Source organism: Streptomyces phaeofaciens (assembly GCF_014648915.1).
In the GTDB taxonomy this organism is placed as follows: Bacteria; Actinomycetota; Actinomycetes; order Streptomycetales; family Streptomycetaceae; genus Streptomyces; species Streptomyces phaeofaciens.
Genome location: NZ_BMSA01000001.1, coordinates 1 through 23153, shown reverse-complemented (window position 1 = coordinate 23153; position 23153 = coordinate 1). Strand labels below are relative to the sequence as shown.

Sequence of the window (23153 nt, the reverse complement as noted above, 5' to 3'; positions counted from 1 at the left end):
TCCTGAGCGGTGGCGGTCAGTTGGGGCGCTTGGCGTGGTGGACGAGCTCGATCATGGTGTGGTCGGGGTCGTGGATGTAGCAGAACTTGGACTGGTTCTCGGGGCGCTGGATCGGCCGGGTGTGGCGGATTCCCAGCTCCTTGAGGTGCTCCAGGAAGTCGTCCCAGTCGTCGACTTCGACGGCGAAGTGATAGGGCGCCATGCGCTCCATCTCCTCGACCGGGGTGAAGTGGAGGTCGAAGTTGCCCCGGGTCATCAGCACCACGCGGGTGTTGGACTTGGGCATGATGCGCTTCATCCCGAAGACCTTGGCGTACCAGGCGGCGGTCCGGTCGGGGTCGGTGGTGGGGAAGTTGACGTGATGGATGTAGCGGGGTTCCCTGCTCATGACGGGTGATTCCCTTCGGGGTGTACGGGGTTGGACAGCACGCCGATACCGCTGATCTCGACCTCCACGGTGTCCCCCGGCTCCAGCTGGCAGGTGGACTCGGCGCCCATCCACAGCACGTCGCCCGGCTGGAGGGTGATGTGCCTGGTGATCTCGACGATGTGGTCGAAGGGGTCGAAGACCATGTCCCCGGTGGGGAACGAGGCCCGCTGCTCGCCGTTGACCCGCAGCGTGGTCGTCTGGGCGAGCGCGTCGACGTCGGTCTCGATCCACGGGCCCATGGGCTTGAAGGTGTCGCTGTTCTTGCTGCGCCAGAACGAGCGGTCCTGGTGCTGCCAGGTGCGGGCGCTGACGTCGTTGCCGATGGTCCAGCCGAAGACGGCCGCGCGGGCGTCGTCGTGCGTGGCGTGCTTCAGGGTCCGGCCGATGACGGCGACGAGTTCGGGCTCGGCCTCGAACCGGCCCTCGACGCCGGCCGGCCTGACGATCGGCGAACCATGCCCGGTGAGTGCGTTGTTGGCGCGGTAGCCGACCTCGGGCCGGTCCGGGACCGCGGCGCCGGCGTGCGCGATGTGCCGCGGGTAGTTCATGCCGACCGCGTAGAACACGGGCGGCACGACCGGGGGCAGCCAGAGCGCCGTGTCCCGCGGGACGGTGCCGATCACCTGGGCGTCTCCCTCGATCGGCGACCCCGACAGCAGCTCGACGTCGGTCTCCCCGACCCGGCCCCACACCGCCCGGCCGCCGGCCGAGACACGCGCGTACCTCATGGCGCCAGCAGGTGGGAGACGCGCTTGGTGACCAGGTAGGCGTCCAGTGCCTCGGGCCCGCCCTCGCGGCCGTAGCCGCTGTCCTTGACGCCGCCGGAGGGAGCCTCGTGGACGGAGCCGCCACAGTGGTTGAGCGACAGGATCCCGGCCTCCAGCCGGTCGACGAGCTTCTCGGCGGTGGCGGCGGAGTCGGTGAAGCCGTAGGCGGCCAGCCCGTACGGCAGCGCGTTCGCCACCGCGAGGGCCGCGTCGAGGTCGGTGAACGGCACGATCGGCGCGATCGGCCCGAACGGCTCCTCGCTCATCAGGTCCGCGTCCTCGGGTACGTCGGTGAGGACGGTCGGGGCGAAGAAGTACCCGGGGCGGTCGAGCCGCTCGCCGCCGGTGAGGACCTTCGCGCCCTTGGCGACGGCGTCGGCGGTGAGCCGCTCCAGGGCGGTCAGCCGGCGCTCGTTGGCGAGCGGGCCCATGGTGGTGCCCGGCTCCAGCCCGTCGCCGACGACGACCGCCTCGGCGGCCTTCACGAAGGTGGCGGTGAACTCCTCGACCAGGCTCTCGTGGACCAGGAAGCGGCTCGGCGAGGTGCAGACCTGGCCCGCATTGGCGAACTTCGCCCGCGCCGCACCGCGGGCGGCCCGCACCGGGTCGGCGTCCGCGCAGACGATCACCGGGGCGTGGCCGCCCAGCTCCATCAGCGAGGGCTTCATGACCTCGCCGGCCCGTGCCGCGAGCAGCTTGCCGACGGGCACGGAGCCGGTGAAGGCGACCAGCCGCACGAGGGGTGAGGCGATGAGGTGGGCGGAGACCTCGGCGGGTTCGCCGAAGACGAGGTTGAGCACCCCGGCCGGGAGCCCGGCGTCGACGAAGCAGCGCACCAGCTCCATGGCCGTGGCCGGGGTCTCCTCCGAGGCCTTGATGACGATCGAGCAGCCCGCGGAGAGCGCGGCGGAGATCTTCCGCATGGGGCCGCCGGCCGGGAAGTTCCAGGGGACGAACGCGGCGACCGGGCCGACCGGCTCGCGGCGCACGGTGAGCAGGGTGCCGGGCGCGGACGGGATGACGCGGCCGTAGGCGCGGCGGGCGTCGTCGGCGTGCCAGCGCAGGGTGTCGGCGACCCGGCGGGCCTCCGCGGTGGCCTCCCCGAGGGGCTTGCCCTGCTCCAGGGTCATGATCCGCCCGACCTCGGCGGCGCGCTCGGTCAGCAGGCCTGCGGCGGCGTGCAGGATCGCGGTGCGCTCGGCCACGGGCGTCGCGCGCCACACCTCGAACCCGGCCGCGGCGGCGTCGAGCGCGCGGTCGAGGTCGGCGGGGGTGGCCAGGGGTACTTCTCCGATCACCTCCTCGGTGGCCGGGTTCACGATCGGGGCGGTACGTCCGGTACCGCCCTGGCACCACTCGCCCGCGATGTGGAGGCGGACGGCGGGGTAGCCGTGGTCGGTGGTCATGGGTGGGTGCCCTCTCAGGGGTGAGTCACAAGTCGTGGGAACGCGGCTCAGGAGGCGGTGGTCGCGTCCTGGTCGCGGTTCGTGCGCAGCGCCCAGATGTGGTGCGGCGGGGTCGTGTCGTGGACCCGGGTCTCGTAGGAGTCGTCCACGCGGTCCATGTCGGCGGCGTACTCGACCCGGCCGCCGCAGGGGGCGTGCAGGAAGCGGAAGACGTTGGAGCCGACGGTGTGCCGGCCGAGCCGGCGGGCCTCCCGCCAGCCCTTCTCGATCATGTGGTTGCCGCCCTCGATCACGTCGTCGAAGCCGGGCACCTCGTAGGCGATGTGGTTGACGCCGACGCGGTCGGGGCGGTGGCACAGCAGCATGGTGTGCTGGTCGTCGTCGCCGGGGGCCTGCATGAACACGCCCATCGGTTTCACGATGTCGGTGGGGCGGAAGCCGAGGACGTCGGTGTAGAAGGCGACGGCCTCCTCCTGGCCCTGTTTGGCGATGTTCAGCGCGACATGGCACATCCGCAGCGGGTACGCGCGCGTGAGCGGCTCCAGCGCGGTGTTCCAGCGGCGCACGTGGCCCAGGGCGTTGGCGGGGCGGGGCTCGACGGCCGTCCCGCGCGGCCGGGCGAGGGTGAGTCCCACGCCGAAGCCGCTGCGGTCGACGGCGTGGAAGACGCCGTCGGCGCTCTCGCGCACCCTCTGGTGCCGGCCGACGGCCGCGACCAGCCGCTCCAGCTCCTCGCCCGTGTCGACGCCCCAGACCACCTCGCGCAGGGTCGGGCCGTCCTCCACGGGCGGGGGGAGCAGTGGGCCGGGGTTCGTGTCGAGGTGGAGGGTCTGCCCGGTGAGCGTCTCGAACACGGCGTGCTCGTCGGTCCGCTCCACCAGGACCAGTCCGAAGTCGTCGAAGAACCGGACGCATTCGTCGAGGTCGGCGATGCTGTAGGTGACCGATTCGATTCTCTGGATTCCCATGGATTCCTCGTTTCCGGGTCGCCCGGTGAGCCTAGGTTCGGGGTGGCGGGGCCTCAATGGACCGAGCCGCACGGAATACGCAAGCCTTTGTTGCGCCCACCGTGACGGCTAGCGGATCGTGGGAATCGGGTTCTGCGAGAACCACGCGGAGAGGAAGTCCAGGAACACGCTGATCTTGCGCGGGGTGTCCTGGCCGGGGCCGTAGATCGCGTAGAGCGGCCGGTCGGGTACGGCCAGCTCGGGCAGCAGGACCCGCAGGGCGCCGGAGACGAGGTCGTCGTAGGCGGGGCGCTGCGGGATCAGGGCGATGCCGCGGCCGTGCACGGCCGCCTTCTGGAGCGCCAGGTAGGAATTGGACGAGAAGGCGATGTTGCGGATCTTGTGCAGGGTGCTGGCGTGGCCGTGGCCGATCCGCCAGACCGGGTCGTTGACGTGCACGAGGCAGTCGTGGTTCGCGACGTCGTTGGGGTGGGTGAGACCGCCCTGGCGCTCGATGTACGCCTCCGCGGCGCACAGCACGAACGGCAGCGAGGCGATCTTCTTGAGCCGGACGCTGGAGTCCCGCAGGTCGCGGGTGTGGAAGGCGATGTCGAATCCGCTGTCCAGGAAATCGTAGGTGCGGTCGGACATGCCGCCGAGTTCGAACCGGACCTGGATTTTCGGATGGGCGGCGGAAAAGGCGGCGATCGCGTCACCGAGATCGAGGCTGCCTATCCATTTCGGGCAGATGATGCTCAGCGTCCCCTCGGCCCGGTCGTGGGAATCGGCGAGCGCCGCGTCCTGCGCCTCGATCTCGTCGAGGATTCGGGTGGCGAATTCGGCGTAGCGCTGTCCGGGCTCGGTGAGGCTGACGGAGCGGGCGGTGCGGTTGACGAGGCGGACCCCCACCTGTCGTTCCAGTTCGGCCACGTGCCGTGAGACCAGGGAGCCCGAGGAGCCCAGCTTCTTGGCGGCTCCGTTGAAGCTTCCGGCCTGGGCGACGGTGACGAAACTGTGCATGAGGAGCAAGCGATCCATGTTTTCCTCCGACGGCACTCCCCGCCCGACCGGCGACGGACGGCGGAGAGCGAAGGGTCCGCCCCAAGGTCACGATGTCTCGACAGCGGGTTCCGGACATGGTGACCTTGGTGCGGAATGGTGCGGAACGGTGCGGCTCGGACTCGGTTGCCGGGGCGCCGGTTCCCGGTGGGGCCCTACGCGGGGCAGTACTGGGGAGCCTCGGTCACGTTGTCCTTCGAGACCAACACAAGAGGAATGTTGGAGATTTTGTCAACACCTTCCTTCCCGGCGAGCAGTCCGACCGCGTTCTTCACGGCGGTCCGCCCGATGGTCATGGCGGAGTTCGCGACGGTCGCCGAGAGGCGCCCGTCCTCGATCGCGGCGATGCCCTCCTCGGTGCCGTTCACCGAGACGATCTTGACGTCCTCGGCGCCGGCCGCGTCGAAGGCCTTGCGGACCGCGAACGCCATCTCCTCGTTGGCCACGAAGGCGTAGTCGAGGTCGGGGTTGGCCTGGATCATGTTCTCGGCGACGTCCTGCGCCTTGGCCGGGTTGAACATGCCGGGCTGGTTGGCGACCACCTTCGCGGTCGCCGGGAGGGCGTCCTGGAAACCGCCCACCAGCAGGTCGGAGGCGGCACCCGGGGCGCCGGCGACGATACCGACCTTGACGTCCTTGCCCGCGGCGTCCTTCTCGATCCAGCCCGCGTCCAGGCCGCCGACCTTCTTCAGGTCGACGACGGCGGCGCCGAGGACGTCCGCCATGTCGGAGGTGGCCACGGAGGTGAGGTAGATCGGGACGCCGGCCGCCTTGGCCTTGGCTATGTCGCCCTCCAGGGCGTCCACGTTCACGGTCTGCACGATCAGTGCGTCCACGTTCCGGGCGATCATGTCCTCGATGTTGGACAGTTCGGTGCCGGCGTCCTGCTTGGAGTTGGCCGAGTAGACCGTGGCGTCCTGCGCCTTGGCCTCCTGCTCGACCGCCTTCTGCAGACAGGTGTGGAAGTGCGTGTTGGAGCCGTTGACGAAGCCGAGGGAGACGGATCCGCCGGAGGCGCCCCCGCTGTCGTCCTGCGAGCCGCATCCTGAGAGCACCAGGGCTGCGACGCCCGCGAGCGAGACGGCGGCGGCGCGGCGGGAGGATCTGGCGATGGGCATCATGGGGTGGCCTTTCCTGCATCGTTGAAGAGAAGGTGCGGTGACGGGTGGGGGCGCGCGCGGAAGTGGGGCCGCGCGAGGGTGAGGGGCGCCGGGGTGGGAGCGGTCGCGCCGGGGTGAAGGGCGCGGGACGTCCGGACGGGGTCAGTGGCCGCCGGGCGTGGACTTGCGCTGGAACTCGTTGATGATCGCCGCGACCAGCAACACCCCGCCGGTGACGACGAACTGGTAGTTGCTGTCGACCTGGAGCAGGTTGAGGGCGTTGGCGACGACGCCCAGGAGAACCACCCCGAGCGCGGTGCCCACGATGCTTCCGTGGTCGCCCGCCAGCGAGGTGCCGCCGATCACCACGGCGGCCACGGCGGTCAACTGGGTCATCAGACCGGCCGTGTTGGGCGCGGCGGCGCCCAGCCGCGACAGCAGCATCAGGCCGGCCAGGCCGGCCAGCGCACCGGCGAGCGCGTACAACGCCAGCTTGCGGCCCGAGACGTTGATGCCGCTGAGCCGGGCGACGTGCTCGTTGCCGCCCATCGCGAACGCGTCCCGGCCGAAGGTCGTGAACCGCATCGTCACACCGGTCAGCGCCAGGACGAGCACGGCCACGAGGGTCAGATACGGGACGCCGGCGAGCTTGTCGTTGCCGAGGCCGGTCATCTTGTCGCCGATGGTGACGCTCATACCGTCCAGGACCAGCAGGGCGACGCCGTCCAGCAGCATCGCGGAGGCCAGCGTGGCGACGAAGGGGGCGACCCTGGTGAACGTCACCACCAGACCGTTGACCAGGCCGATCGCCGTGGCCAGCGCCAGGCTGACGACGACCACGGCGGGCGTGGACCAGCCGCTGTGCAGCAGTTGCGCGGCGACCGAGAGGGTGACGGCGGCGTTGCTGCCCATGGAGAAGTCCATGCCGCCCGCGGTCATCAGCAGGGTCAGCCCGGCCGCGATGACGGCGTTGACGCTGATCTGGCGCAGCACGTTGAGCAGGTTCTGCGAGGTCGTGAAGGAGTCCGCCTGCACGGCGGTGAAGACCGCCACGAGCACGAGGACGAGGATCAGACCGCCGTGCGGGAGGTGCAGCGGCGTGCGGGAGGTCGGCCCCGAGGGCTTGGCCGGGCCCGCGCCGGCCGCGGTGTCCGGGGCGGCTGAGGTTTTCAGGCTCACTGCGGTTGACCTCCGAGTGCGGTCGCGACGAGTTCGTCGCGGGTGATGGCGTCGATGTCGTGTTCGGCGACCGTGCGGCCGGCGCTCACGACGACGACCCGGTCGGCCAGGCGCATGACCTCCTCGGCGGAGGAGGAGGCGAGCAGGACGGCCACGCCGCGCGAGGCGAGGTCGTCGACCAGGGTGTGGATGTCGGCCATGGCGGCCACGTCCACACCGTTGGTGGGGTCCTCCAGGAAGCAGACGACCGGATCGGTCTCCAGCCACTTGCCCAGCAGGACCTTCTGCTGGTTGCCGCCGGACAGCGAGCCCACCGGCGGGTTCCCGGTGAGGGCGACCACGCCGTAGTCGTCGCGCAACGGGGCCGCGCGGCGGGCGAGTTCGCCGCGCCGGTGCAGTCTGCGGCGCGCGAAGCGGTCACTCGCCATCATCAGGTTCTCGTCCAGGGACAGCCCGGCCACCAGGCCCAGGGCCCGGCGGTCGCCCGTGACACAGCGCAGACCGCCGGCGAGCGAGGCCCGGACCCGGCCGAGCGGGACGCGGCGGCCGTCGACGTGGACCTCTCCGGCGTCCGGGCGCCGCCGGCCGGACAGCAGGTCGAACAGGCGCGACTGGGCGTCACCGGCCGGCCCGAGGACGGCGACGATCTCGCCCTTGCGCACCTGCACCGTGAAGTCCTGGACGGCCCGTCCGTGGGTCAGGCCGCGGATCGTGAGGCCGCTCTCGTCCTTGGGCGCGGGCCGCCCCGGGCGGGTGGAGACCACGTCCCGGCCGACCATGCTGCGCACCAGGGCGGCGGCGTCCATCTCGGCGGCGGGCGCGCTGCGCACCAGCGTGCCGTCCCGCAGGACCGTGACCCGGTCCGCGACCGCCATGACCTCGTCGATGTAGTGCGAGATGTAGACGATCGCCACGCCCTCGTCGCGCAGTCTGCGCACCAGGGCCCGGATCCGGTGGGCGTCCTTCGCGCTCAGACACGCGGTCGGCTCGTCCAGGATCAGCACCCGGCCGCCCCGGCGCACCTCGCGCGCCACCTCCACCATGGTCTGCTCGGCCACGGTCAGGGTGCCGGCGGTCCGGTCGACGGCGATGTCGATGCCGAGTCCGGCGAGGGCCGCCGCGGCCTCGGCGCGCACCGCCTTCCAGCGCACCGTACGGCCCCGGGTCGGCAGGTCGCCGAGCAGGACGTTCTCGGCGACGGTCAGGCCCATCGCGAGTTCCCTGCGCTGCGGGACGAACGAGATGCCGAGCCTGCGGGCCTTGCGCACGCTCAGTGCGGACTGCGGGCGGCCGTCGACCTCGACGGTGCCGCCGTCGGCCTGGTGGACGCCCGCGAGGACCTGCACGAGGGTCGACTTGCCGGCCCCGTTCATGCCCATCAGCGCGTGCACCTCGCCCGGGAACAGGTCGAGGTCGACGCCCTTGAGCGCGGCGGCGCCGCCGAAGCTCTTGGTCACGCCGCGCACCCGCAGCACGGCGGGGGCCGCGGCGCCGGTGGCCGTGGGGGCCGCCGGGTTCGTCGGGGTCACCGTGGCTCCTTTCTGCGCGCCCGGGTCGGTCGGCGAACTCACGGCCGGGAGGGTTCCGTGTCGGGGGCGACCCGGCCGTAGCCGCGGATGTCCGGGAACGGGGGCTCCTTGTCGGCCTGGAGGTCCACCTGGAAGGTGTTCAGGCACATGCCGAGCATCGTGAAGTTGCCGAGGGCGCCGATGGTGTCGACCAGGCCCTTGGAGCCGAAGTGGGCGAGCGCCGCGGCGAAGGTGTCGTCGGTGACGAAGTGGTCGTCGAGGATCTCCCGGCAGAACCGGTAGAACGCCTGGTCGGCCTCGCTGTCGAAGACCGCCTCGCGCCTCTCGGCGATCGCCTTGACGGCCGCCTCGGGGACGCCGGCCTCGATCGCCTGGTGCACATGGGCGTTCCAGGAGTACTGCGCGTCCCAGTTGCGGGCGGCCATCAGCAGGGTCAGTTCGCGCAGGTGCTCGGGGAGGGAGCAGTCGAAGCGGGCGAACGCGCCGAGCGACTCGGCCCGTTCGCACATCTCGGGGCTGTGCAGCCAGACCCGGAACGGGCCGCGGACGGCTCCACGGCGGCCGGCGATGCGTGCGGCCAGCTCCTGCTGCCGCGCATCCATTTCCTCTTCGCTGAGAACGGGGAGCCTCATCTGGCCGATACCTGCCTTTTCTTTCCGGCGCGTTACGGGCACGGATCGTGGAGCCGTGCGGTGCCAGGTGAAGGTACAGCCGCGTCCGAGAAGCTCACCCCCCTCGGAGCGCAAGGTAAAACTGCACGCCGGAGGCCCCTCGTTCGCCGGGGCGCGACCTAACGTCGTGCGGTATGACCACCATCATCAAAGCCTCGTCCGTACCCCTGCTCGACCGCGGCGGGGCCGTCGTGACGACGCCGCTCGTCACCACCTCGTCGGCCGGCGGGGAGAACCGGATCACCAGCGGGATGAGCGTCTATCCGGTCGGTTCGGGGGCGCCGCTGCACTCGCACAACTGCGACGAGCACGTGACGGTCCTGGAGGGCGAGGCCGAGGTGTGGGTCGACGGCGAGGTGACGAAGCTGGAGCGGTTCGACACCACGTACGTCCCCTCACCGGTCCCCCACCTCTTCCGCAACATCGGCGAGGTGCCGCTGCGCATCCTGTGGGTGTACTCCTCGGGCCATGTCACCCGGACGTTCACCGAGACCGGCAGGACGGTGGAGCACCTGTCGGCGGAGGACCAGATGGGCTCGGACGACTGAGCTCGTGACGGTTTCCGGTCAGCGCACCGGGGCCGTGGCCGCCTCCGCGACCACCGCGGCCACGGCCGCGGGCTGGTCGACCAGGACCGCGTGGCCGGCGTCGGGCACGGTGACGACGCGGAGCTGCGGGCAGCCCTCCAGGCCCCGTCGCTCGCCGTCCGTCAGACCGACCTCGTCGTGGTCGCCGCGCACCACCCAGGCCGGGACACCCGCCTCGCAGAGCCGGGGGACCAGGGACGGATACCGGTCCAGATACACGTAGTACTCGTGCACGATCCGGCGGCAGTCCGCCGGATCGTTGCCGCTCATCGCCGCCGCCAGCGCCTGTGCGCGCTCCGGCGGCAGTCCGCGTCTCATCGCCCGGGGCAGCAGTCCGAGCATGCCGGCCCAGACCGCGATGCCGAGCCCCGGCACCCGGCCGACGGCGTTGAGCGCGGCCAGGGACCGCATCTCGTCGCCGCGGGAGAAGGCCGGTGACAGCAGCACCAGCGGGCCGTCGAACAGGCCCGCCGCCGCCATCTCGATCGCCACGTTGGCGCCCAGGCTGTGCCCCACGACCACGGTGCAGCCGGTCTCGCCCGCGAAGTCCGCCATCAGCCGGGCGTAGGCCTCCATGGACACGTCCTCGGGCGCCTCGGTGCCCCCGAATCCCGGCAGCGTCACCGCGACGAGCCCCAGCCCCGCAACCGCCGGCTCGGCCATGACGTCCGCGTAGAACTCGGTCGTGCACAGGCCGCCCGGAATCATCAGCACCCGACGCGAGGCGCTCTGCGGCCCCGCCCGACGAACCTCCCAGCGTTCACCCATACGACGAGCGTGACCCGTGCGGGCGAGCGCCGCACCCCGAACCGGGCAGGACGGGAGCCGGGCCGAAAGGCTTCGGCCATCGGGGAGGCCCGCTCCCGGGAACGCCGGACGCCGGCCCCGCACCCCGTGCGGTGGCCGGCGTCGGCCCTGTCCCCCGGTGGCCGTCAGTGGGCCCCGACCAGCTCCTGGCCGGAGGTCCGCGGCGTCTGCCTCGTGCCGCGCAGGGCGGCGATGCCGATGAACACCATGGAGGAGACACCGGCGAGCGCGAAGGCGGTGAAGCCCCACTCGCCGTTGCCCGCGGCGAGCAGCTGGCCGCCCAGCCACGGGCCGAAGACGGCACCGAAGCGGCCCATGCCGGAGGTCCAGCCGACGGCGGTGGCGCGGTTGTCGGGCGTGGAGCGGATCGACACGGTCGCGTAGATCATCGTCTGGGCGCTGTTGAGGAAGACACCGGTGAGGAAGACGACGACCATGGTGACCCCGGTCGACATGTGCACGCTGAGCAGGTACACGCCGGCGGCGGTCAGCGCGAACCAGATCGCCGAGATGCGCGGAGCGCCGAAGCGGTCGGCGGCGCGCCCGGCGACCAGCATGCCCACGATGCCGCCGAGGTTGAAGACGACGACGAAGGTCAGCGCGTTGGCGAGCGCGTAGCCCTCGGCCCGCATCAGGGTCGGCAGCCAGGTGGCGACGCCGTAGACGAGGAGCAGTCCGCCGAAGGAGGCCAGCCAGTACAGCACGGTCTGGGTCCACTCGCCGCCACGGAAGAGGCCGACCAGGGCGTCCCAGCGGTCGGCGGCGGTCTTCCTGCCGGACTTCGCGGCGGGCAGCTCGACCTCGTAGCGGGCGGCGAGCGCGGCGGCCTCCTCGGTGCGGCCCTTGGCGACGAGGAAGCTCAGCGACTCGGGCAGGAACTTCGCGAGCACCGGCGCGAAGAGCAGCGGCAGCACACAGACCCAGAAGGCCGCGCGCCAGCCGACGGGGTCGATCAGCCACTTGGCGACGTAGGCGGAGAGGATGCCGCCGGCGTGGTGGGCGGTCATCAGCAGGCCGATGGTGAGTGCGGCGCGGCCGCGCGGGGCGTAGTCGGAGACCATGCTGATCGCGGTGGGCAGCAGGCCGCCGAGGCCGACGCCCGCGAGGGTCCGGCCGAGGCCGAAGACCGCGACGCTGTCAGCGAGCGCGCAGACGCCGGAGGCCAGCGAGAACAGCACCACGCAGCCGACCATCAGCTTCTTGCGGCCGATCCGGTCGGCGACGGTGCCGGCGGTGAGCGCGCCGATCAGCATGCCGAAGGTGGCGTAGCTGCCGAGGTCGCCGGCGGTGTCCGGGGTGAGGCCGAAGGTCTTGGTCTCCAGCAGGTGCGGCAGCACGGAGCCGTAGATGAACATGTCGAGGCCGTCGAAGAGCACGGCCAGCCAGCACAGGCCGACGACCAGCAGGGCCAGTCTGCTGCCGCGGGCGGACAGCGCGGGGGAGGAGGACATCGTTGTTTTCCTCTCGTCCAGGAGGAGTTCCCTGGAGGGGACGGTGATGCGGGCCGACGCGGCTCGTGGGGTGCGGCTGACCCGGTGTGCGCAAGACGCTAAGGAGCCGGGACCTGAAGTGTCAACGTTTTTGTCAACAATCTCATCGACAATCCTGGCCCCTCGGGCGTCCTGCGCACCGGGAGCGGGCTACGCGACGGGCGGGGTGCCGTGGGTGTGGAAGGACTCGATGGTCTTCAGCCCCCAGGCCTGCCCCCTCTTGCGCTCCTCCTCGGTCCAGGTGACGAGCGGCCAGTCGGGGGCCAGGACGAGGCGCGTGAGGGGGTTGCACAGCTCGATACGGTTGCCGCCCGGCTCGTAGACGTAGAGGAAGAACGTCTGCTGGATGGCGTGCTTGTGCGGCCCCGTCTCGATGAACACACCCGTGTCGATCGCCAGGTCGGCCGCCCGCAGGATGTCCTCGCGGGTGTCGGTGGCGAAGGCGATGTGGTGCAGCCGCCCGGCCGAACCGGTCCAGTCCGAGGTGTAGACGACGTCGTACGACTTGTTCGTGTACGTCAGCCAGCGGGCCGCGATCTTCCCGCTGTCCAGCCGGATCTGCTCGGTGGGCCGGGCGCCGAGCACGTTCTGCTGGAACTCGGCGTTGGCGAGGACGTCGGCGGCGAGGAAGTTGATGTGGTCCAGGCGCCTGACGCCCACCCCGCGGTTGGGCTTGGCCTGCGGCTGGTTCTTCAGCGCCGGCCTCAGCTCCTCGGGCGCCCGGTAGTACTCGCTCTCCCAGTACAGGGCGTGCTCGTGGCCGTCCGGGTCCGTGGTGACGTAGAGCTTGCCGAGGCCCGGTTCGTCCTCGACCCAGGTACCGGTGCCGCCCGCCGCCTCGACGGCCTCGACCCGCCGGCGCAGGGCCTCCTCGCCGGAGGCGCGCAGGGCGAGCCGGCCGAGGCCGGGCCGCTCACGGGCGGTGAGGACGAGGCTGTGGTGCTCGTAGTCGTCGAAGGTCCGCAGATAGACGGTGTCGCCGTCCTGCCCGTTGACGGTGAGCCCCAGGTAGTCCGTGAAGAAGGCGACGCTGGCGTCCAGGTCCGGGGTGAAGAGCTGGGCGTGGCCGATGTGGGCGATGTCGCCGAGCGGCGGAGTCATCGTTGACCTCCAAGGGGTTGCGGGGGAATCGGCGCCGTCTCGGCGGCCCGGGGGAACACGGTGCCGTCGAAGATCCTGCGGGCCGTGCGGACCACGGCGGTGCGGCGGGCCGAGGGCAGACCGTCGGGAGTGCTCCCGAGGCTACTTTCGATGTCCAGGAATCCTGTGGGATGTTCTATGCGAATTCGGTCACCCTCGCCGGCCGGTACGGCGATCTCCGCACCTACGCCGCCTTCGATTCGCAGACCGGCGGCGACGCTGGCCGCGCCGAGCACACCGATCGAGGGGTGGCAGCGCACCGGAATGAAGGTGCGGGTGGTGACCGCGCCGCCGCTCCGGGGCGGAGCGAGCAGCGTGAGCTTGGGCACGGTGGTGTCCGAGACGTCGCCCAGGCCCATCAGCCGGCCCGCTTCCAGGCGGATCGCGCGCAGCCGGTCGGCGAGCGTCACGTCCTCCTCCAGGTCGCGCGGTGACTCGTGGCCGGTGACCTCGAGCGAGGCGGCGGCCATCAGGACCGTCGGCATGCCGTTGTCCACGCAGGTCACCGGCACCCCGTCGATCACGTCCCGGACGCTGCCGGTGGGCAGCAGCGGGCCGGTGCCCGGCGGGAACTCGATCACCACGGGAGCGGCCGTCCCCGGTACGCCCGAGATCTCGGCGTCCCCGGTCCAGCGCACCCGGCCGCCGGGGGTCGGGAAGGTCGCCGTCGCGTGGTCGCCGGTGTTGACCATGCGGATCCGGACGGACGTCTCCTGCTCCCCCGCCGCCACCAGCCCGCGCTCCACGGCGAACGGGCCGACGCCGGCGAGGATGTTGCCGCAGTTCTGACGGTCGCTCACCTCGGCTCGGTCCACTGCGACTTGAAGGAAGAGATAGTCGACGTCGGCGCGCGGATCGGCGGAGCGGGAGACCACGGCGACCTTGCTGGTGAGCGGGTGGCCGCCGCCCAGGCCGTCGATCTGGCGGTCGTCCGGGCTGCCCATGATCCGCAGCAACAGCGCGTCGCGCGCGGCGGGCCGGGCGGGCAGCTGGTCGGCGAGGAAGTAGGCGCCCTTGGAGGTGCCGCCCCGCATCAGCAGACAGGGCACCCCCTCGGACCCGGAGGTCACGACGGCTCCCCCGCGTGCTCCTCGTACGTGCGGTACGCCACGCCGAGCCGCTCCAGTGTCTCCCGCAACCCGTAGCGGTCCAGGCCGAGTTCGCCGTCGAGGAAGGCGGCGCGGGCGCGCGCCTCCTTGGCCTCCCGGGCCTCGGACGCCGCCGCGGTGGCGCGGGCGCGCTCGCGCGGGACGACCACCACGCCGTCGTCGTCGGCGAGGATCACGTCACCGGGCCGGATCACCTGGCCGTCGATCGCGACCGGCACGTTGACCGAGCCGCCGGTGGCCTTCACCGTGCCCTGGGCGCAGACCGCCCGGGACCAGGCCGGGAAGTCCATCTCGCGCAGCTCCTGGGTGTCCCGGATCCCGGCGTTGATGATCAGCCCGCGCACCCCGCGCCTGCGCAGCGCGGTCGCGAACAGCTCGCCGAACATGCCGTCGGTGGACGGGGAGGTGGTCGTGACCACCAGGACGTCGCCCTCGCCGCACTGCTCCACGGCCGCGTGGATCATGAGGTTGTCGCCGGGCCAGCTGAGCACGGTGACGGCGGTGCCGGCCATCCGCACCCCCTGCTGGATCGGGCGGATCCCCGGGCCCAGCAGGCCGGTTCGGCCCATCGCCTCGCTCACGGTGGCCACGCCGAAGGCGGCCAGCGCGTCGACGTCCTTCCGCTCCGCCTTCGGCGGGCCGGTGACGATCACGCCGCTCACGAGAGCTCCTTCGCGATCTGCGGGTAGGGGCGCATGAACGCCTCGGCCATGGTCGTGTGGGCGAGGCCCAGGTTGGGGCCGGCGTTGCGCTTGAGCTGGACGCCCCGGCGGACGGCGAGGTCGGTGTAGTAGTCCCACAGGTGCTGCTGGGCACCCAGGCACTCCATCGCCTGCCGCTTGGTCTCCCAGACCTCGGTGATGTCGAGCAGGACCTCGGGCTTGAAGCCGCTCATCTCGGGCTGGTGCGGCTCGAAGAAGAAGACCGGCGGGGCACCGATGATCTCGCCCTCGCCCGGGTAGCCGATGGCCTGCGCGAGGACGCGGGCCTCCAGTGCCATCCGGTGGGCGGCCGGGTGGTCGCCGTTGTACGGGTCCTCGGCGGGGTGGGTGAGGACGACGTCCGGCTGGGTCTCGCGGTACACGGCGACGAGCCGGTCGGTCAGCTCGGCGGAGGCGAGAAGCGGGTAGTCGCCGGCGTCGAAGAAGCGGACCTCGGCGCCCAGGGTGGCGGCGGCGCGCTCGGCCTCGTCCCGGCGTATCGCCTTGATCTCGTCGAGCTTCCTGCCCTCGCGCCATGCCTTGGCGGACTCGCCGCGTTCCCCGAAGGTCAGGCACGCGATGGTGACCTTCTCCCCGCGGGAGGCGGCCAGGGCGATGGCACCGCCCGCCCGCCAGACGAAGTCCCCGGCGTGCGCGGTGACGACGAGGGTGGAACGTGGTGGGGAGGCGGGCGCGTTGGCCTGGGTCATTCTGAGATCTCCTTGGTGACAGGTGGGCGCCCGCCCCGCACCGCCGTGATCAGTCGCGGAGCGCCTCGATCACGCTGGTGAGGTGGGCGCGGACGGCCGTCTCGGCCGCCTGGGGGTCCCTGGCCCGGATCGCTTCGATCATGGTCAGGTGCTCGTTCAGGGATTGCTGCGGACGCCCCGGCCTCAGCGCCAGCTGGAACCGGTGGCGCACCAGTTGGGCGTTCAGCCGCTCCAGCAGTTCCTGCGCGGTCTGCTGGCCGGAGAACTCCCGGATACGGCTGTGCAGTTCGTGGTTGAGGTCGGAGTAGGTGACCGGCTCGCCGTCGGCGACGGCCTTGCTCATCGCCGTACCGAGGTCGGTGAGCTCGACCAGCTGCTCGTCGCTGGCCAGGTCGGCCGCCTTCGCCGCGCACAGCCCTTCGAGGACCATGCGGCACTCGGTGATGGCGACCGCTTCGTCCACGGTCACCACCCGCACCCGTGAACCACGGTTGCGGATCCGCTCGACGAGTCCCTGGGACTCCAGATCGATGAGTGCCGCGCGGATGCTGGCCCGTGTCACACCGAACTGTTCGGCGAGCTCGTTCTCCACCAGCCGCTGCGCCGGTGCCATCTCGCCGTGCAGGATCGCCTGCCGCAGCTGCGCGAGCGCATGCTGTTTGGCCTGCTCCCCGGTGCTCGGACGGGCTTCTTTCGGCATGATGCCCTCCCTGAGTGAGTGCCTGTCGAACGTAAATCTAGCCAAACAAGATTGTCAACAATTTTGTCCGCCGTATTGCGGGCGGATGGCCGCCCGCCGTCCGTGCGAATGTACGGGGTCACGACCCCGGCGACCGCGGCGAAAACGCGCCCGGCACCGCACCAAAGGCACTCGCCACCCGCGACGAACTGTCCCGCCTCCCCCGCCGATGCCCCACACCCTGTCCACACCGCGCGCCCCCGCACCCCCGCTAGGGTCGGCGCCATGACCCACAGCTTCGCTCTGCACATCCCCGACGCCGACCTCGAACCCGACCCCCTCGACCCGGCGCAGATCGTCTCCGGCAGCCCCGAGGTGACCGGCAAGGTGGTGTGGGAGTCCGAGGACGGCCGGCAGATCCGGGGCGTCTGGCAGATCACCCCGGGCGTGGTCACCGACACGGAGGCGGACGAGATGTTCGTCGTGATCAGCGGGTCCGCGACCGTCGAGGTCGACGGCGGCCCCACCTTCACGGTCGGCCCCGGCGACCTGGCGGTGCTGCGGGAGGGCGACCGCACGACCTGGACGGTCCACGAGACCCTGCGCAAGGCCTACACGATCAACCTCTGAACCGCCCGGGGGTACCGTCCCCCCTGCGGGTCAGCCGACGGCCGCCCGCGGCGGCATGTTGTACGGCGTCACCACCTGGATCGCCGACGGCAGCGTGGGCCCGGCGGGCGGCAGCGCGCCGTGCGCCCGCATCACGGTGTGGCAGGCCTCGCGCATGTCGTGCCGCAGGTCGTGGTGGAGGACCACGGACAGCCGGTGCTCACCCAGCAGCCGGGTGTTGTCGTGGTCGAGGTCGTGCGCGACGAACACCGCGCACTCCCGACCCGCGTCGGCGAAGGCGCGCAGGGTGGCGATGTTGCCGCCGCCGATCGAGTACACGGCCCGGATCCGCGGGTCGCGGTCCAGGGCGGCCCGGACCAGGTCGTACTGGGTGGCGTCCAGGCCCTGGCCCTCGGCGATCTCGACCAGGGCGCGCTCGGGGTGACGGGCGCGCATCGCGCTGCGGAAGCCCATCTCACGCTCCTCCTCGTTACGGAAGAAGCCGCTGGACAGGCTGGTCAGCACATTGCCGGGGCGGTCCCCCAGCCACTGGCCCATCAGGTAGGCGGCGGTGGCGCCCGCGGCCCGGTTGTCGATCCCGACGTAGGCGAGCCGGGCGCTGGCGGGCAGGTCGGTGACCAGGGTGACGACCGGGATCCCGGCGGCCACCAGCCGGCCGACCGCCGCGGTGACCTCGGGGACGTCCGGCGCCTTGAGGATCACGCCCTGCGAACCGCGCCGCGCTATCCGGTCCAGCGACCCGACCAGCTCCCCGACCGGCCCGGTCTCGCGGAAGTGGAAGCGCGAGCGCAGCACGGCCGGGTGCAGGGACGGCAGTTCGGCCTCCAGGGCGGCGCGTACGGCGGTGCTGAACCGCTCCGGGGCCTGCATCACGATGTCGACCATGAAGGTGCGCCCGACGAGCCGGACCTGGGTGCGCTGCCGGTCCAGGTCGGCGATCGCCCGCTCCACCTCCTGCGCGGTGGACGCCCGCACCCCTCCCCTGCCGTTGAGGACCCGGTCCACGGTGGCCTCGCTGAGGCCCGCCTGACGTGCGATCTCACGGATCGGGAAGGGGTGGCCCACGGAAGGCTCCTCGGCTCATTGTGAGGGGTTTTTGAAGGCCGCTTGCTGGTTGCTCGACGGGTTTGTACTGACAAGAATGACAGCACTGAGCCCCCGCTGTCACGAAGGGACGACGATGTCCTTCACCCCCGTCCACGGCCGTACCTGGCTGACCCAGCAGGACTGCGACCTCGATGTCTTCCGGGCGCTCGTCGAGCGCACGACCGACCTCGCCGACTACCCGCACGCCGCGTCGGTGCAGGGCAATGTCCTCGTCTACGACAGCGAGCGCCTGCGCGCCGCGGCCGGCAGCCGCGAGGTGCGCGCCGAGCTGGTGCGGGCCTTCGCCGAGGGTCCCGGGATCGTGGTCTTCCGGGGCGCCTTCCCCGACGCGTCGGTGGTCGACCGGACGAGCGCCGTCTTCGACGCGCTGATCGCCGAACAGCACGCCTCGGGCGCCACGGCCGGCGACCACTTCGCCAGGCCGGGCACCAACGACCGGGTGTGGAACGCCCTGGAGAAGGCCGCCCTGTTCGACCCGGAGGCCTTCGCCGACTACTACGCCAACGAGATCCTCGCCCTGGTCTCCGGGGCCTGGCTGGGTCCCGGCTACCAGGTCACTTCCCAGGTCAACGTGGTCAACCCGGGCGGCGTGGCGCAGAGCGTGCACCGCGACTACCACCTCGGGTTCCTGTCCGACGAGACGGCCGCGGCCTACCCGGCGCACGTCCACCGGCTCTCCCCCGTGCTCACCCTCCAGGGCGCGGTCGCCCACTGCGACATGCCCGTGGAGTCGGGACCCACGCTGTACCTGCCGTTCTCGCAGACGTTCGAGCCCGGCTATCTGGCCTGGCGGCTGCCGGAGTTCCAGGCGTACTTCGAGGAGCACCACGTCCAGCTGCCGCTCGCCAAGGGCGACGCCGCGTTCTTCAACCCGGCCGTCTTCCACGCCGCCGGCACCAACCGCACGGCGGACGTGCGGCGGACGGCCAATCTGCTCCAGGTGTCGTCGGCCTTCGGGCGCGCCATGGAGACCGTGGACCGGGAGGCGGTGGCGAACGCCGTCTTCCCCGTACTGCTGAAGCGCCGGGCCCAGGACGTCGGCGAGGAGTGGCTGGAGCGGGTCGTCGCGGCGAGCGCCGAGGGCTACCCCTTCCCGACCAACCTCGACAACGACCCGCCGGTCGACGGTCTGGCCCCGCCCTCACAGGCGGACGTCGTGCGGCGGGCGCTGCGCGAGGAGTGGACCCCGCAGGCACTCCGGGACGAACTGCGGGCCGGCGCCGAGCGGCGCACCAGCTGAAAGGACCTTCCATCCATGGGACTTCTCGACGACAAGGTCGTCCTCGTCAACGGCGGCAGCCAGGGCGTGGGCGCCGCGATCGCGCGGGCCGCGGTCCGCGAGGGGGCGGCCGTCGCCGTCACCGGGCGGCGGGCCGAGCCGGGTGCGGAGCTGGTGGCGGAGCTGACCGCCGCGGGCGGCAGGGCGCTCTTCGTCCGGGCCGACCTGGCCGACGCCGCACAGGCGAAGGCGTCGGTGGCCGAGGTGGTGACCGCGTACGGCCGGGTCGACTGCCTGGTCAACTCAGCGGGGCTGACCTCCCGGGGCACGCTCCTCGACACCACCCCCGAGCTGTTCGACCAGCACATCGCGATCAACCTCAAGGCACCGTTCTTCGCGATGCAGGCGGCGGTCGCGGACATGGTGGCCCGTAAGGAGCCGGGCACGGTCGTCAACATCATCACGTCCTCGGCGCACGGCGGGCAGCCGTTCCTCGCGCCGTACGTCGCGGCCAAGGCGGGGCTGATCGGTCTGACCCGCAACGCGGCGCACGCCCACCGCTTCGACCGGGTCCGGATCAACGGCCTGAACATCGGCTGGACGGCGACGGAGGGCGAGGACGCGACACAGAGGGCGTTCCACGACGCCGGTGACGACTGGCGTGAGCAGGCCGCCGCACGTCTGCCGATGGGCAAGCTGGGCCAGCCGGACGAGATCGCCGACTTCGTGGTCTTCCTGCTGTCCGACCGGTCGGGCGTGGTCACGGGATCGGTGATCGACTGGGACCAGAACGTCCTGGGCGGCCTCGACTGAGGGCAGGGACCCGTCCGAAGACCGCGGACGGGCCCGAAGGGCGTCGGGTCCGGGGCGCGGCCCCCGCTCAGGGACAACAGCAACCACACACCAGGAAAGCAGCGAAGCACATGCGCATCGGAATCCTCGGCCTCGGCCGTATCGGCGCCTTCCACGCCGAGACCCTCTCCGGACTCGACGCCGTCGAGTCGCTCGTCGTGGCCGACCCGTTCGCGGCGGCCGCCAAGTCCGCCGCCGAGCGGTTCGGCGCCGAGGTCGCGGACTCGCCGGAGGCCGTGCTGGCCGCGGGCGTGGACGGGGTGGTGGTCGCCGCCGCGACCGACGCCCACCCGGGCCTGATCCTCGCCGCCGTCGAGGCCGGGATCCCGGTCTTCTGCGAGAAGCCGGTCGCCCGGACGATGGCGGAGGGCGTCGAGGTCCTCAAGGCCGTCGCGGGCAGCGCCGTACCGATCCAGATCGGCTACAACCGGCGCTTCGACACCGGTTTCGTCAACGCGCGGGCCGCGGTGCGGTCCGGGGAACTGGGCACCCTGCACACCGTCCGCTCGACCACTCTGGACCCGGCGCCGCCCCCGGCCGCGTACATCGCCGCCTCCGGCGGTATCTTCCGCGACTGTTCGGTGCACGACTTCGACATCATCCGCTGGGTGACGGGCCGTGAGGTGACCGAGGTGTACGCGGTCGGCGGCAACCGGGGCGCCGACTTCATCAAGGAGGCGGGCGACGCCGACACCACCGGCGCGATCCTCACCCTGGACGACGGCACGATCGCCGTGGTCTCCAACTCCCGTCACAACGCCCGGGGTTACGACGTCCGGATGGAGATCCACGGCTTCACGGACTCGATCGCGGTGGGCCTGGAGGACAAGCTCCCGCTGCGCTCGGTGGAGCCCGGGGTGACCTTCCCGGCCGGGACCCCGCACGACTTCTTCATGGACCGCTTCACCGCGGCCTACCGCGCCGAACTCACGGCGTTCACCGAGGTGGTGGCCGGCACCCGGACCTCGCCCTGCACGATCGAGGACGCCCTGGAGGCGGGCTGGATCGCGGAAGCCTGCACGCTGTCCCTGCATGAGCACCGGCCGGTGACGATCGCCGAGGTGCGGGCCTCCTGACAGCGCCCGCACCCGGTTCCCTGTGAGCGTGGCCCCCCGACGGGGCCGCGCTCACAGGCAGTAGCGGACCATCCACTCGTCCGGGTCGTAGGCGTCCCGCGCCGGGTCGCGCGGTGTCGCCGGCCGCTCCTCCACCAGGTCCTGCGGACGAACCCGCTCGGGCAGCGCCCCGAACCGGGCCCTGCGTCCTGCCTCCGTGCCGTCGAGCTGCTCTTCCTCGCGCATCTCACCCTCCCCGCTCACCGCGTGTCCCCACACCCTGCACCCTCTCCAACGCGCTCATCGCGCCGCGGGTTCCGCCGGCAGGTCGAAGACGTGGTCCGGGGAGATGATCCTCGTGATGGCGTCGCCGAACAGCGTGCTGGGCTCCTGGTTCTTGTAGTTGATGTCGGTGTTGAGCAGCACCACGAGGGTCGCCTGTGCCTCGGGCAGATAGATGGTCAGGGACTCGTAGCCGGGCAGCGAGCCGTTGTGGCCGATCCAGCCCTGCACGTCGAAGATGCCGAGGCCGTAACCGGCGCCCGGGATCGGGGTCGGCGGGGTGATCAGCCGCTGCCGCTGGGTGGCGGCGCTGATCATCCGGTCGCCGTCGGGCAGCACGCCCGTGGCCACCGTGCGGGCCCACACCCGCAGATCCTCCAGCTGGGAGATCATCGCACCGGCCGCCCAGCCCCAGGAGGGGTTCCAGTCGGCCGAGTCCTTGACCTCTCCGCTGGCGGTCTGGTCGGTGTAGCCCTGGGAGTGCGGCGTCGGGAACTCGCTGCCGGTCGGGAAGAGCGTGTGCGCCAGTCCGGCCGGATCCAGGATGTTGTCCTGGATGTAGTCGTTGAGGTCCTGGCCGCTGATCTGCTCCACGACCAGGCCGAGCAGGATCAGGTTGGTGTTGCAGTAATAGAACTGCTCGCCGGGCGGGAAGAGCACCGGGTGCTTGAAGGAGTAGTCGAGCAGTTCCTGCGGGGTGAACGGCCGGTCCGGATCGGACGTGAACGCCTTGAAGAAGTCCTCGTCCGCCGAGTAGTTGAAGAGGCCGCTGCGCATGCCGGCCAGCTGGCGCAGGGTGATCCTGTCGCCGTTCGGGACGCCGTCGATGTAGTCGCCGATGGTGTCGTCGAGGCCGATCTTCCCCTCGTCGACGAGCTGGAGCAGAGCGGTGACGGTGAACGTCTTGGTCTCGCTGCCGATGCGCATGTACAGGTCCGGATCCATCGCGGCGCCGGTGGTCTTGTCGCGGACGCCGAAGGACTTGACGTACTCGCCCTTGTCGGGGGTCCAGATGCCGACGGTGACGCCGGGTACGTTCGCCTGTCTCATGACGCGCTGCACGGCCGCGTCGACCTGCCGCTGGACCGCGGGCGTGAGTGCGCGCACCTCGTCCCCGGACGGGGAGGGCGCGGCGGCCGCCGCGGCGGGGACGGCCTTGAAGGGCAGCGCTGCGGCGGTCCCGCCCACGGCCGGTACCACGAGGGCCCCCACCGCGGTGGCGACGACGGCTCCCCTGCTCAGTCGGACGTACGGGTGTCTCATGTGCTCGCTCCCGCGTGAGGTGTGCGCCGCAGGCCACAGCCGCACCGGGGGGCACGGGCCGCGTGCGGCCCATCAACGCCAGGATAGAAGCGCCGAAGCGCCACCGCCTCTCGGCGGCGGCGCTTCGCACCTGGCCGGCGCACCGGCGTTCACGGTTCGGGAGCCCGGCCGGTCACGCCCCGCGGCAGGGAACTCACGGGGGCGGAGGGCGGTTCGTTCGCCACCGCGTCGGCGCGGATCGCTCAGGAGGTGCCTTCGCCCGGGGCCGCCACCGGAGCCTTGAGGTCCTTCTCCTCCGGCAGTTCCTCGACGTCGACGCCGCGCACCTGGGACAACTCGTGTTTGAGGGCTGCGAGTTCGGCGCCGCCTGCCATGTGGTTGGTGAGTTCTTCGAGGCTGACCTCGTCGCGGGAGGCGGAGAGTTCCATGGTTCC

24 protein-coding genes and 1 pseudogene are annotated in these 23153 nt (G+C 71.6%); 5 read left to right on the top strand and 20 right to left on the bottom strand.

Annotation, left to right across the window (positions count from 1 at the left end; genetic code table 11):
• Positions 1 to 16: 16 nt before the first annotated feature.
• The 9 genes from IE275_RS00125 to IE275_RS00085 form a co-directional block, all read right to left on the bottom strand.
• Complete coding sequence (locus IE275_RS00125; RefSeq protein WP_189706082.1) at positions 17 to 388, bottom strand: VOC family protein; 372 nt, start codon at positions 386 to 388, stop codon at positions 17 to 19.
• Positions 385 to 1158, bottom strand: coding sequence for a fumarylacetoacetate hydrolase family protein (locus IE275_RS00120; protein WP_189706080.1), 774 nt, complete (start codon positions 1156 to 1158; stop codon positions 385 to 387). Before IE275_RS00120 ends, IE275_RS00125 begins: the two co-directional genes overlap by 4 nt.
• The gene (locus tag IE275_RS00115; protein WP_189706078.1) at positions 1155 to 2603 is read right to left on the bottom strand and encodes an NAD-dependent succinate-semialdehyde dehydrogenase; all 1449 of its coding nucleotides are present in this window, start codon (positions 2601 to 2603) and stop codon (positions 1155 to 1157) included. The genes IE275_RS00120 and IE275_RS00115 overlap by 4 nt, the downstream gene beginning before the upstream one ends.
• Before the next feature lie 47 nt (positions 2604 to 2650).
• The gene (locus IE275_RS00110; RefSeq protein WP_189706076.1) at positions 2651 to 3571 is read right to left on the bottom strand and encodes a VOC family protein; all 921 of its coding nucleotides are present in this window, start codon (positions 3569 to 3571) and stop codon (positions 2651 to 2653) included.
• 108 nt (positions 3572 to 3679) lie between these two features.
• Positions 3680 to 4588, bottom strand: a complete 909-nt coding sequence (locus tag IE275_RS00105) for a LysR family transcriptional regulator (protein ID WP_189706074.1) — start codon at positions 4586 to 4588, stop codon at positions 3680 to 3682.
• A gap of 176 nt (positions 4589 to 4764) precedes the next feature.
• The gene (locus tag IE275_RS00100) at positions 4765 to 5730 is read right to left on the bottom strand and encodes a sugar ABC transporter substrate-binding protein (protein ID WP_308435626.1); all 966 of its coding nucleotides are present in this window, start codon (positions 5728 to 5730) and stop codon (positions 4765 to 4767) included.
• Positions 5731 to 5871: 141 nt separating this feature from the next.
• The gene (locus tag IE275_RS00095) at positions 5872 to 6888 is read right to left on the bottom strand and encodes an ABC transporter permease (protein ID WP_189706072.1); all 1017 of its coding nucleotides are present in this window, start codon (positions 6886 to 6888) and stop codon (positions 5872 to 5874) included.
• Positions 6885 to 8417, bottom strand: a complete 1533-nt coding sequence (locus IE275_RS00090) for a sugar ABC transporter ATP-binding protein (RefSeq protein WP_189706070.1) — start codon at positions 8415 to 8417, stop codon at positions 6885 to 6887. Before IE275_RS00090 ends, IE275_RS00095 begins: the two co-directional genes overlap by 4 nt.
• 38 nt (positions 8418 to 8455) lie before the next feature.
• A complete protein-coding gene (locus tag IE275_RS00085; RefSeq protein WP_189706068.1) occupies positions 8456 to 9019 on the bottom strand; it encodes a carboxymuconolactone decarboxylase family protein in 564 nt (187 codons plus the stop codon).
• A 203-nt stretch (positions 9020 to 9222) separates the two neighbouring features.
• On the opposite strand from IE275_RS00085, the gene IE275_RS00080 reads away from it, so the two are divergent.
• On the top strand, positions 9223 to 9636 hold the full coding sequence (locus IE275_RS00080; RefSeq protein WP_189706066.1) for a cupin domain-containing protein: 414 nt from the start codon (positions 9223 to 9225) through the stop codon (positions 9634 to 9636).
• 18 nt (positions 9637 to 9654) lie between these two features.
• Here the strand turns inward: IE275_RS00080 and IE275_RS00075 are convergent, their stop codons facing one another.
• From IE275_RS00075 to IE275_RS00045, 7 genes are all read right to left on the bottom strand, one after another.
• The gene (locus tag IE275_RS00075; RefSeq protein WP_189706064.1) at positions 9655 to 10443 is read right to left on the bottom strand and encodes an alpha/beta fold hydrolase; all 789 of its coding nucleotides are present in this window, start codon (positions 10441 to 10443) and stop codon (positions 9655 to 9657) included.
• Positions 10444 to 10607: 164 nt separating this feature from the next.
• Complete coding sequence (locus IE275_RS00070) at positions 10608 to 11933, bottom strand: MFS transporter (RefSeq protein WP_189706062.1); 1326 nt, start codon at positions 11931 to 11933, stop codon at positions 10608 to 10610.
• A 189-nt stretch (positions 11934 to 12122) separates the two neighbouring features.
• Entirely contained in the window at positions 12123 to 13073 is a 951-nt protein-coding gene (locus tag IE275_RS00065) for a catechol 2,3-dioxygenase (RefSeq protein ID WP_189706060.1), read from the bottom strand.
• Entirely contained in the window at positions 13070 to 14182 is a 1113-nt protein-coding gene (locus IE275_RS00060; RefSeq protein WP_229870023.1) for a 4-oxalomesaconate tautomerase, read from the bottom strand. The genes IE275_RS00065 and IE275_RS00060 overlap by 4 nt, the downstream gene beginning before the upstream one ends.
• Positions 14179 to 14883, bottom strand: coding sequence for a 4-carboxy-4-hydroxy-2-oxoadipate aldolase/oxaloacetate decarboxylase (locus tag IE275_RS00055; protein ID WP_189706058.1), 705 nt, complete (start codon positions 14881 to 14883; stop codon positions 14179 to 14181). Before IE275_RS00055 ends, IE275_RS00060 begins: the two co-directional genes overlap by 4 nt.
• Positions 14880 to 15632: a PIG-L deacetylase family protein gene (locus IE275_RS00050; protein WP_189706056.1), complete on the bottom strand. Its 753-nt coding sequence runs from the start codon at positions 15630 to 15632 to the stop codon at positions 14880 to 14882. The genes IE275_RS00055 and IE275_RS00050 overlap by 4 nt, the downstream gene beginning before the upstream one ends.
• A 49-nt stretch (positions 15633 to 15681) precedes the next feature.
• A complete protein-coding gene (locus IE275_RS00045; protein WP_189706054.1) occupies positions 15682 to 16332 on the bottom strand; it encodes a GntR family transcriptional regulator in 651 nt (216 codons plus the stop codon).
• Between the two features lie 264 nt (positions 16333 to 16596).
• Here IE275_RS00045 and IE275_RS00040 point away from each other — a divergent pair, with 264 nt between their 5' ends.
• Complete coding sequence (locus IE275_RS00040; RefSeq protein WP_189706052.1) at positions 16597 to 16941, top strand: cupin domain-containing protein; 345 nt, start codon at positions 16597 to 16599, stop codon at positions 16939 to 16941.
• A gap of 30 nt (positions 16942 to 16971) precedes the next feature.
• Here the strand turns inward: IE275_RS00040 and IE275_RS00035 are convergent, their stop codons facing one another.
• Positions 16972 to 18006 carry a LacI family DNA-binding transcriptional regulator gene (locus tag IE275_RS00035; RefSeq protein WP_189706050.1) on the bottom strand — a complete coding sequence of 345 codons (1035 nt, stop codon included), beginning with the start codon at positions 18004 to 18006 and terminating at the stop codon, positions 16972 to 16974.
• A gap of 115 nt (positions 18007 to 18121) precedes the next feature.
• On the opposite strand from IE275_RS00035, the gene IE275_RS00030 reads away from it, so the two are divergent.
• The 3 genes from IE275_RS00030 (at position 18122) to IE275_RS00020 (ending at position 21195) form a co-directional block, all read left to right on the top strand.
• Positions 18122 to 19288 (top strand): phytanoyl-CoA dioxygenase family protein, encoded by a 1167-nt coding sequence (locus IE275_RS00030; protein ID WP_189706048.1) that lies wholly within the window; start codon positions 18122 to 18124, stop codon positions 19286 to 19288.
• Positions 19289 to 19303: 15 nt separating this feature from the next.
• Positions 19304 to 20080, top strand: coding sequence for an SDR family oxidoreductase (locus IE275_RS00025; protein ID WP_189706046.1), 777 nt, complete (start codon positions 19304 to 19306; stop codon positions 20078 to 20080).
• Between the two features lie 110 nt (positions 20081 to 20190).
• On the top strand, positions 20191 to 21195 hold the full coding sequence (locus IE275_RS00020) for a Gfo/Idh/MocA family protein (RefSeq protein ID WP_189706044.1): 1005 nt from the start codon (positions 20191 to 20193) through the stop codon (positions 21193 to 21195).
• Between the two features lie 51 nt (positions 21196 to 21246).
• On the opposite strand, the gene IE275_RS00015 is transcribed toward IE275_RS00020, so the two are convergent.
• The 3 genes and pseudogenes from IE275_RS00015 to IE275_RS00005 all read right to left on the bottom strand — a co-directional run.
• Positions 21247 to 21420: a hypothetical protein gene (locus IE275_RS00015; protein WP_189706042.1), complete on the bottom strand. Its 174-nt coding sequence runs from the start codon at positions 21418 to 21420 to the stop codon at positions 21247 to 21249.
• 54 nt (positions 21421 to 21474) lie between these two features.
• On the bottom strand, positions 21475 to 22719 hold the full coding sequence (locus IE275_RS00010; RefSeq protein WP_189706040.1) for a serine hydrolase domain-containing protein: 1245 nt from the start codon (positions 22717 to 22719) through the stop codon (positions 21475 to 21477).
• A gap of 242 nt (positions 22720 to 22961) precedes the next feature.
• Positions 22962 to 23153 (bottom strand): annotated as a pseudogene (locus IE275_RS00005) (sugar ABC transporter ATP-binding protein); the annotation flags it as partial.